The sequence below is a fragment of the Microvirga tunisiensis genome (assembly GCF_009296175.1).
Lineage (GTDB): Bacteria > Pseudomonadota > Alphaproteobacteria > Rhizobiales > Beijerinckiaceae > Microvirga > Microvirga tunisiensis.
The window spans coordinates 1-8,287 of record NZ_VOSK01000275.1; the positions used below are offsets into that span (position 1 = coordinate 1).

Genomic DNA, 8,287 nt, shown 5'->3' on the forward strand with positions numbered 1-8,287 from the left:
CCCCACCACCTGTCGCCGACGCTCCTCTTGTGCTGCTGCTGGCAGCTTGCGCATGTCTATATGCTTCATCCCGTCGATCTGGTCCGACCGGTCGTGGATTTCAAGATCTCCCAAGCCGGATCAATAAAAGCGCGAGAGCGTGAACTGACTGACCTAGCGCAATCATTAAAGATTTTAGTCAGCGAGACGGATTGGCTCAGAGCAAGAGAGCGCGAGCTCGTTGAACTGGTTCAATCTATGGAGAACTCCAGAGGCTGGCGCCTTCTCCAAGCCGTTCGAAAACTTGTGCGAAGGTGAGCAGATTTTAGCTTTTTTGCGACTGCATAGGTCGTAACCGGCCGATCAGGACCTGGGATCAAGTTTTGTAGCCGCGACGTCTGACGTGCGGCGAGCGTCGGCTTTGTGCAGCTCGATACGTTTGCGCAGGTTCGCGATGCCGAAGTCGGTGAAGGCGGGGGTATAGTCGTCGCCGATGCCGTGCACGCCGATCACGCCGTCCTCGGGCTCCATCTCAAGGCTGATCTCATGTAGCAGATCCTCATCCTCGCCCAGAAGTTCGGCGACGCGAGCCAGGGTGAGGACGTGCGCAATCGCCGCCATGATCAGGCCGTCTGATCCTGCAGGACGCCTGTTGGTGCCCAGTTCCACGGCAGCATTTACATCAAATACTTAACGGTTCACTTCATCGCAGACTTTTCCGGTCGAATGGAACCTCGGCATCATGTAGGCAAAGTAACCTTAGGGGAACTCAAGACTGCATCCAGCTTACCTTTGACCGGGAAATAACTGACAACGCAAAGGCTCGTAACGCATACATTTCATTCAGGCTGCTGACTTGCTGCTCGCCTCCCGCCGAATAATCTCGTTGAATGCAACTACATGATCTCTAGCAACGTCAGCCCACATGCGCTTGCGCATTTCCTCATAAAGCGGACGTTGGGCGTCCAGTAAGGCCCGTCTATTAGTGAGACCGAATACGATCTTGTCAGCAATATCATCTGGCGAGAGCGGATCGAAGAGCATCATACGCGCAAGATCACCTTTGATCATTTGCTCAGTTTGGGGGATGCGACTCATAATGCTCGGGGTCCCAACCGACATTCCTTCTGTGAAGGTAAACGGAAATCCTCCTTCGTAAAGCGTGGGATTCACCGCAAGCACTGCACGGCGGTATAGAGCGGCAAGAACCCTCTCCGAAACATCGTGAGCAAAGATCACATCATACTGCAACCTGCGCTCATTAATGTAGCTTCGAACATCAGGTGCGTAGGCAATATCGCCTGTAAGAACTAGTTTGCAATATTGATGCCGCTCTCTGAGGGCTTTCTCCCATCCGATGACTAAGTTCATAATATTCTTGTTAGGCCGAAATTGTGAAGCATAGAAAAGATAGGACGTGTCAGAGAAGTCGAAATTGCGAAGGTAATCACTCGCCGACCATTTGAGATTCCGGACCTCAGCTATAAGGGAGGATGCAAATGCATCGGTAGCATCATCGTTATTCGCTGCTCCATCAATGACGATATGTTTATCAAGCCGCATGGCAGCATGCGGAATAGTGAATATGTTGCCTCGTGGAACCCCAAACTTTGCACTCAGGCTAGGTCCAGCAGTAACGTCACTGTAGGTGATGAAATATTTTCCTCCCGCGATAGCTGACGTGACCTGATCATAGACCATCTCCGAGTTGCGTGGACTATCTAGTGCGAAGCTGGTTGGGAACTCAGAGAGAAGCATATCTGGGAAACACTGCACCCCGATGCCTTTGATCTCGTTGAATTCAGGCCAGAAAACCGTTGGGCTATACCAAACATCAATGTCCCGCATGGTCTCGATCATGCCGAGCATGCGGTCGATTTCCTTTCGTTTTACATTGTTGAAGATAGACCACTGAATAGGATTCCGCTCGCGGCCAAGCAGGCGTCTGATAACGCTCGATGTCTTGGTTCGGACGAGCCTGGCAACGCCCCCCACCTTAGAGCGCAGATGGAGGCGTCTCAGGATGGCAAACAGTAGAATGAGAACGACTAGGCTTACTATTACAGGTGAGAGCGCGATAGCTAAGATAGTGCCAAGCAGTGCTAGTGCAACTGCAGCAACAACAAACAAGAGAAGGTTATCAGTGCTGAAGACAGAAACAATACCACTGTAGATGTTTTGGCCAACAGAAACTATTCGACGTCTCAGATAGTTATACATTCGCCGTAAGCGGCCGTGCCCAGCTCTACCCTTAGCACGCTTAGCCGCTGCGTCATACATTCTAACTATAACGGGCAGCTTGCGGGGCGATACTATTCTCACGCTGCCTTCTGGAAGCTGCGAAAGCAGGCGAGTAATATCTCGACGAAGCCAGGAGGGGCAGATAATGGTCACTGGCTCGCCGGCGTGTTTGAAGAAGCCATCGGTTAGCTCCGCCAACAGTCTGCCGAGGCCCTGGTTTGTGAATTCGGTATTCGGACGATACGCTAGAAAAATTCCGATTTTCATCACATCACCAGATAAAAGGACGAACCACGCCGTAAAACTCAGATGCCGTCGTTTCCCAGCTGAAACGTTCTAGCTCCTCGCGGTTTGGTAAGCGGCTTCGGTGATCATGCCAGTGCTTCTCCATATACTTCAGCTTACCGCTGAGCTCCTGTGGCTCTCGAGCATCAAAGAACTCAACATTCAAACTGAACTTGGCTGATAGATATCGCATGGGCGGATAGTCACTCGACAGCGAGGGGGTTCCTGCATATGCAGCCTCTATAACCGTATACGTCCCGTTATCCATAACTACATTGTGAAGCAGAAATTGCGCATCCCGAATTACAGATGCATATTCCTCATCAGGTAAGTCGCCAAGAAAATGGATCCGTTGTTTTAGAGCGGGGTGCGCAGCCAAATATGCTCGTACTTCTTTGACGTGCTTTGTTAGTTTTGACTCATCTGCAGCAAAATCGGGGTCTAGCAGTTGGCTATTGACACCAGTCACATGGCAATCAAGCGCTCCCTGTTGCACCTGGTAATAGCGGGAAAGTGCTTCAAGGGTCATCAGGTGGTTCTTATGAGGAGCTGCGTTCGTTGGCCAGACAAAATAGTTGCTGCGGCCTTCTAAGCCTGAGCCTTCATCAGCGGTCTTAAGCTTGCTGTAATCGACGGCTAGAGGGACGAGTGCCGTCTTCCGTCGCGGGATACCGACATACTGTACGACGTCCTCCAGTGTGTGGGGCGTACTTGCAAAAACGCATGCGGCGGTTCGTGCAGTCTGGATGGTACCATTTTCATAGTAGTCGATCCAGGGTGATGGAAAATAGCGTTGCAAGAAGTCCTGCGAAAATACACAGTATGGGCGGAGCGGTACAATTGGCTGTTCAATTGAGCTGGTGGCTAGGAGCCAAAAGTCACAGTCTAGAAAGTCATAAGCATGATCAACTGGAAGCAAGTACTTCTGTTCTGTTGGGGTGGTAGTATATCCAGAAAGCTTTTGAATCGAGGCGAGCTCTGATCCTGAAATGACCTTCCAATGATAGCGCCTCATTGAAATGCCAAGCTCTTCTAAATCGACAAAATCGCTTTTGCTGTAAATTGATTTGTCCAGGTAGGCAAAGACTACATCAATATCATCGCCGCGCCTTTCAGCGCCCAGTTTCAACATCTTAGCCGTCATTTTTGCCGCGTTTAGTGTCCCCCCGCGAAAATCCAAAGGCAGAAACACAGCTACTCGCGAGCGCCTCTTTCCCGGGGACGAATTGTCCCTATCAACCGCCTTGATGCTTTCTTCAATTTTGGCGAATTGCGCGCGCCAGATCGGCTCGCAGTGGTTGAGGGACACAGCCGAAAGAAGCGCAGATTGTGACTTTATGACAGCACTGATGAATCGCTTGTCACCTGAAAGAACCCGTTCAACCTTTTGCCGCGCCTGCCGCTCCGACGAGCAGCGGCCTGGAAGTTTCTCGCCTCCCAATTTATCGAGCATACCACCTGCCATGAATATCAGGGGCATTCCGACCCGTACTGCCTCAAGGGGGTGATAATGAAGGTGGTGCTCTTCTTGGCTATGATAAAACATAAGCCTTGCTTCGCGCATTACCCGTCCATACTCGTCATTTGACAGGTGTCCTGTGACATTTGGATCTGAAACTGGAATAGGCTGGGCTCCGCCGATGATGTACGGCAGCCCTGCAAAGGTGCGCTGGAAGTTGTTATAAATGTTCTTGTAATATGATGACGTGTTAATTCGCGGACAGACGAACAGGATCCGAGGATCAGTCCCTGTCCAGATATGGGAAACGTGAGCGTCTTGCAATCCAAGGGGTAATGTAACAGCACGCCGCTTGAACACCCCAGTTTCGATATGAGCTAGGTGATCGTAGGCTTGGCCAAACCAAAACGTACCCTGTCTCCGCTCGATTTCATGCATAAAGTAATAGCCAAGGCTGTTAATTGTTATATCGGTATAGGTTTGGCCATTCGAGAGGCCAAACGGGCGCAAAACTATTACATTTCTAAAGTTTCTGACGAGAGCCGCGAGCTGGCGTGGGAAAAAGGCGCAAAACGCGACATCAAAATGTTTATTCGCGATTTCGGCTACCTCGGGGGTCATCCCGTTGTAAAAATCGTGCTCGTTAAGAATATCTAGTTCATGTTTCGGTATCGTGAGTGTGGCATCACGACTGAAGTCGACAGATGCGCTCAAATTTCCCTCGTCATATGGAAATGACTTGGGCAAGTAGACTTCGTATCCGAGCGACTCGAGTAGCGGGACCTCGAACTTTCTTAATGTGCTATGATTAATCAGCCAGAGTGCTCGGCGTTTTCCGTCAGGCAAAGGTGCCTCCCGTGATAACTTAGTGTCGCGTGGTCGCGTATAGGACCCACCCTCAGGTGTCTAGCCCCACACGGACAGGATGGACTTGAACCTGAAGCATCATCTAATGCAGCTTAGAGCCTCGGGCGTGACTACGCTGTGTCGCGCGACAAGAGCAAGGAGGTCAGCACGGAGCCTATTTGCGGCACAGGGTGATGCTTCGGTTGTTAGGTGTACGGCGAAACCCATAAGCGTCGACTAATTCAAGTAGGAATCGGGCCTCATCGAACCTCCGTAAAAGTGTTCTCAGGCCACGTGTCAATGCCAACTGAACCGTGGCTCTCAGAGCTGGCTCGGGAAATTCGGACAGCGGGATAAGTGGAGATTCGGCCTGAGAGCGGCCAGAATGGCTGTCGAACAGGAGAAACCATGAGCAAGAGACCCCGCCGCAATCACTCTCCGGCTTTCAAGGCCAAAGTGGCGCTAGCCGCCGTGAAGGGCGAGAAGACCCTCGCCGAGTTGGCGCAACAGTTCGATGTCCATCCCAACCAGATCGCCCAATGGAAAGCCCAACTCCTCGACGGGGCTACCGACGTGTTCGGGGCCGAGAAGGCCGGAGCGGCGAACCCACCCGTGGATGTGAAGACACTGCATGCCAAGATTGGTGAGCTGACCCTGGCCAACGATTTTTTAGAGCACGCGCTCGGCAAAGCCGGAGTGTGGCCGAGCGCAAAGCGATGATCGACCGCTGCCATGCCCTGCCGCTGGCCCGGCAAGCTGCGGAACTCGGGATCAGCCGCGGCAGCCTCTATTATCAGCCACAGGCTGTCTCGGCGGCTGATCTGGCCCTCATGCGGCGGATGGACGAACTGCATCTGGAGTTCCCGTTTGCGGGCAGCCGGATGCTGCGCGACCTGCTGGTCGCGGAGAACTTTACGGTCGGGCGCCTGCATGTCTCCACGCTGATGAAGCGGATGGACATTGAGGCGCTCTACCGCAAGCCCAGCACCTCCAAGCCGGCGCCCGGGCATCAGGTCTATCCCTATCTGCTGCGCAAGCTGCCGATCACCCGCCCTAATCAGGTGTGGGCCATGGACATCACCTACATCCCCATGGCCCGCGGCTTCGTCTATCTGGCTGCGGTGGTCGACTGGTTCAGCCGGCGCGTGCTGGCCTGGCGGCTGTCCATCACTTTGGAGGCAGCCTTTTGCATCGAGGCGGTGGAAGAAGCTGTCGCCCGCTATGGCTGCCCTGAGATCTTAAACACGGATCAAGGTAGTCAGTTCACCAGCCACGACTTCACCAGCGTGCTGCTCAAGAACGAGATCGCAATCAGCATGGACGGCAAGGGAGCCTGGCGCGACAACGTTTTTGTCGAGCGCCTGTGGCGCAGCATCAAATACGAGGAGGTCTATCTGAGGGCCTACGATACTGTCGCTGAGGCCCGCGCTTCGATCGGCCGGTATCTGACCTTTTACAATGGCCGGAGGCCTCATTCGAGCCTTGACCGGAGGACACCCGATCAGGCTTACTTCAACCCGCTGCCGCAGCTTGCGGCAGCCTAACCCCCGGCAGAGACTCCACTTAGCGAACCGAAAACGCTGTTCAGACAAACCGAGCCACCTCAGCCAATATGACGAAGCTCCGCCCATTGGAGGGGATCTGGCGCTTCGGAAAACACATAGGACCAGCAAGCCCCATCACCCCAGTTCTCGTACGGAAGCAGAACTGCGGCGGGTGGGTCTCGAAGGCTGGTGAGCAATTTTATTGCTCGATTAGCGGGATCGATTCAGGGCGAGCACTGTCTCGCCGCTGCGAGTTCAGGCCGTCTGCAGCGACGCCGTGGACCTATCACCAGCCTCTTTCGCAATGCCCGCCCCTCCGATCCCGGAGGCCCCTGAAGATCATTAGCAAAGTGGCAATGGATAACAGGGCATAAGACCGGCAGGCTTAAAGCAGCACCTCATCGTCGTTTATCTGGACATCTCGAAATACGAACGAACTGCCTCCGCGACGCTTTCAATTTCATCATCAGTGAGATCGGGGAAACTGGGGAGGTTGAGTCCGCGCGCACCGAGGTCAATTGCGACTGGAAATGCTGAATTTGGGCGACGAGGATCGGCGTACATCGGCATGGTGTGTGCCGGGTAGAAGAACGGCCGTGTCTCAATACCCATCTTCTCTAGATGATCCCGTAGCGGCTCCCGATCCTCGGCAGAAGGTACAAGGAAAGAAACCATCCAATAAGAGTGCGTAGCACCAGCTGGTTCGTTGTGAAAAGAAATCGGAAGGTCGGCAAGCTTTTGCTCGTACGATCTTGCCAGACGTCGCTTGGCCGCAAGGATCTCGTCGGCTTTCTCAACTTGTGCGAGCCCAATTGCAGCGGTGATATTGGTCATTCGATAATTGTACCCAATATCCTCATGCCAATAACGTCGATGAGGTGAAGCATATTGGCTCTTGAGAAGCCCAATGTGCTCAGACATTGCGGGGTCTTGACATACGACGAGACCACCCTCGCCGGTCGTGATTGTCTTGTTGCCGAAGAAACTGAACGTAGAAACGTCACCAAAGGTGCCCACATGGCGACCATGCCAGCGCGTCCCAAATGCCTCTGCTGCATCTTCAATCAATTTTATGTGGTATCGCTGGGCCAGATCACACAAACGCGTCATGTCGCAAGGACAGCCATAAAGGTGCACAGCCATGATGGCTTTTGTTCGAGAGGTGATCTTTCGCTCAACATCTGCCGGGTCGACCTGCCATGTATCTGGCATAGACTCCACAAAAACGGGAGTTGCACCCACGTATCGAATGGCGTTTGCAGAAGCAATGTATGTGAGTGTCGGAACAATGACCTCATCGCCTGGACCGATGCCGCATGCTAACAATGCTAGATGGAGCGCAACTGTGCCATTGCAAACGCTGAGCGCATGCTCAGCACCAATAAAGCTCCGGCATGCGTCCTCAAAGCGAGCTATGTACTCTCCACGCGACGAGATCCACCCGCTATCAAGGCAATCTAGTACATACTCCCTCTCCTTCCCTGTAAAATGGGGACGATAAACCGGGATACTAATCATCAAAGCACCTTCTAACGGAGCAAATATTCGCCAGCTCGGAGGTTCTCCGCGTAGCGGCAATATCAAGAAAGTCAAGTCGGGGCTCAAGTGCTCAGCACGCTTCCGGTGAGCAAACCATCATTGTGACCCCACTTACCGACCTCTAGCGAAATCATACTTCGCTAGTGTTGTGACTCTAACGCTTGTTTCGCACGGGCGACCTTTTCCAGGATAGCTGAGGCCGAGGCGGTCCAGACAAAGGGTCTCGGGTCGGCATTGTGGTGCTCCAGGTAGTCCATGATAGCACTCTCCAGATCGGGCACGCTCGTGAAGGCGCCCCGCCGAATGCGCTCCTGGGTGATCAGGGCAAAGAAGCGCTCAACCTGGTTGAGCCATGAGGCCGAGGTCGGCGTGAAGTGCAGGTGGAAGCGCGGAT

5 protein-coding genes and 1 pseudogene are annotated in these 8,287 nt (G+C 53.3%); 1 reads left to right on the forward strand and 5 read right to left on the reverse strand.

The window, feature by feature from the left end; genetic code table 11:
- Positions 1-342: 342 nt before the first annotated feature.
- The 3 genes from FS320_RS33360 to FS320_RS33370 all read right to left on the reverse strand — a co-directional run bounded on the left by FS320_RS33360 (position 343) and on the right by FS320_RS33370 (position 4,711).
- Positions 343-648, reverse strand: coding sequence for a hypothetical protein (locus FS320_RS33360; RefSeq protein WP_338105596.1), 306 nt, complete (start codon positions 646-648; stop codon positions 343-345).
- Positions 649-822: 174 nt separating this feature from the next.
- A complete protein-coding gene (locus tag FS320_RS33365) occupies positions 823-2,487 on the reverse strand; it encodes a glycosyltransferase (protein WP_152716704.1) in 1,665 nt (554 codons plus the stop codon).
- Positions 2,488-2,491: 4 nt separating this feature from the next.
- The gene (locus tag FS320_RS33370) at positions 2,492-4,711 is read right to left on the reverse strand and encodes a glycosyltransferase (RefSeq protein ID WP_152716705.1); all 2,220 of its coding nucleotides are present in this window, start codon (positions 4,709-4,711) and stop codon (positions 2,492-2,494) included.
- Between the two features lie 507 nt (positions 4,712-5,218).
- Between FS320_RS33370 and FS320_RS33375 the strand changes: the two genes are divergently transcribed.
- Positions 5,219-6,354 (forward strand): IS3 family transposase gene (locus tag FS320_RS33375; protein WP_152716706.1). Its coding sequence is split into 2 segments (ribosomal slippage): positions 5,219-5,474 and positions 5,474-6,354, totalling 1,137 coding nucleotides; the frame shifts between segments, so codons are not numbered across the junction.
- A 408-nt stretch (positions 6,355-6,762) separates the two neighbouring features.
- Here FS320_RS33375 and FS320_RS33380 read toward each other — a convergent pair.
- Positions 6,763-7,869, reverse strand: coding sequence for a DegT/DnrJ/EryC1/StrS family aminotransferase (locus tag FS320_RS33380; RefSeq protein WP_338105597.1), 1,107 nt, complete (start codon positions 7,867-7,869; stop codon positions 6,763-6,765).
- 164 nt (positions 7,870-8,033) lie between these two features.
- Positions 8,034-8,287 (reverse strand): annotated as a pseudogene (locus tag FS320_RS46320) (IS630 family transposase); the annotation flags it as partial.

Excerpts from the sequence above, each read along its gene's own strand:
- FS320_RS33365 (WP_152716704.1), bottom strand. The coding sequence starts at position 2,487 with ATGAAAATCGGAATTTTTCTAGCGTATCGTCCGAATACCGAATTCACA.